We start from the raw sequence: 1,416 nt of genomic DNA on the forward strand, positions 1-1,416 counted from the left end.
TATGGTAGTAAGCCTAACCATGACCCTAGCGGCTTGGAAAATTAAACAGCATAACCGCAATTTTATCCCAATTTTATTGATAGGGATGTACATAACTTTAGTATTATTAATGAGTTCTAAATCTTGGCTGTGGGAGTTAAATGAAGCATTTCCAGTTAAGCCAGTAGCAGCTTTGATTCAGGAACATACCGCTCCAGGGGATATTATCTATACGTCTTTTTCCTATCAGCGTCCTAGTTTAGATTTTTATAGCGATCGCAAAGTGATTCCCCAAGATGAAAATACTTTAAAACAGTTGTGGTCAACTCAATCTTACCTACTCTTGGACAACTCTACCTTAGACGCTTTGCAATTACCTAATCAAGTATCTTTAGGCTCTGCTGAAGGGTTTACTTTAGCTAAATCAATGGGAGTGGGGAGTGGGGAGTAGGGAGTAGGGAGATGGGGAGATGGGGAGTGTCAATCGAGAGTAGAAAATAGCCCTACCCAATCAATCACTGATGGTCTTGCTCCCTGGTTTATCAGCTCAAAAACTTTTCCGACCGTAGCAGGGTTAGCAATGGATTCTACACAAGCTGATGCCACATCAATTCGGCTAGTTTGACCTGATAAAGTATCCCCTGTACCTAATACTAACCCTAATTTTCCTCCTGTTGTCGCTTTCAACAGAGTGTTTAAATCATAGGATGTAAATGGACCGTCTATCAGTCGTCCTGCACGAATAATAGTATAAGGTAATCCTGAATTGATGATGATTTCTTCTGCCTTTTTTTTGGCATCGAGTACACCAAAGGAATTAAGAATACTATAGGGTGGTTTCTCTTTCCGTAGCACACCACAAGAGGATACAAAGATAAACCGCTTGAGGTCTTTAGGAGCTGCTGCTACCAGGTTGCTAACTCCTATACTATCAACTTGTTCAGGACTATTTTTGGCTTTAGTACGAGTGTAGCTGGGCTTGAGATAGATCTTGAGCCACTCGATCACACTTCGGAATCCTTTCGCTTGATCTATTGTGTCGAAATCCCACTTTTTAGAAGGGAAAGCAGTAGTTCCAGTACAGCAGATGATATGAGTGACATTTTGGATGGCAGGGGGGAGGCTAGAAGGATAGCGCATGTCACCAACAATAATCTCTACTTGGTTATCAAACATTTGCTGAGCTTTTTCAGCACTGCGAGTCAGAACACTAACCTGAAAACCTTTTTCTAGTAACTTAGCCACTGTTAGCTGTCCAACCCCACCTGTAGCACCCGCGACCAGTACTCTCTCTGTTGAAGTCATCACCCCTGCTCCTCAAGTCTTAACTGGAATTGGAAACAAGTATATAGTAGTTGGGAATCGGGAATCGGGAATCGGGAATCGGGAATCGGGAATCGGGAATCGGGAATCGGGGAGTGTGGGGAGATGGGGAGA

The 1,416-nt window shown here is 42.9% G+C and carries 1 protein-coding gene and 1 pseudogene; one reads left to right on the forward strand and one right to left on the reverse strand.

Annotated features, from left to right (window positions below; all coding sequences use genetic code 11):
* A pseudogene (locus tag F6K49_RS49030) lies at positions 1-430 on the forward strand (phospholipid carrier-dependent glycosyltransferase); the annotation flags it as partial.
* A gap of 29 nt (positions 431-459) precedes the next feature.
* Here F6K49_RS49030 and F6K49_RS49035 read toward each other — a convergent pair.
* Positions 460-1,284 (reverse strand): SDR family oxidoreductase, encoded by an 825-nt coding sequence (locus tag F6K49_RS49035; RefSeq protein WP_293109992.1) that lies wholly within the window; start codon positions 1,282-1,284, stop codon positions 460-462.
* Positions 1,285-1,416: the final 132 nt, after the last annotated feature.

It is taken from the genome of Moorena sp. SIO3I6 (assembly GCF_010672095.1).

Bases quoted from the DNA above. Each gene is read 5' to 3' on its own strand.
- F6K49_RS49035 (WP_293109992.1), bottom strand. From the start codon at position 1,284: ATGACTTCAACAGAGAGAGTACTGGTCGCGGGTGCTACAGGTGGGGTT.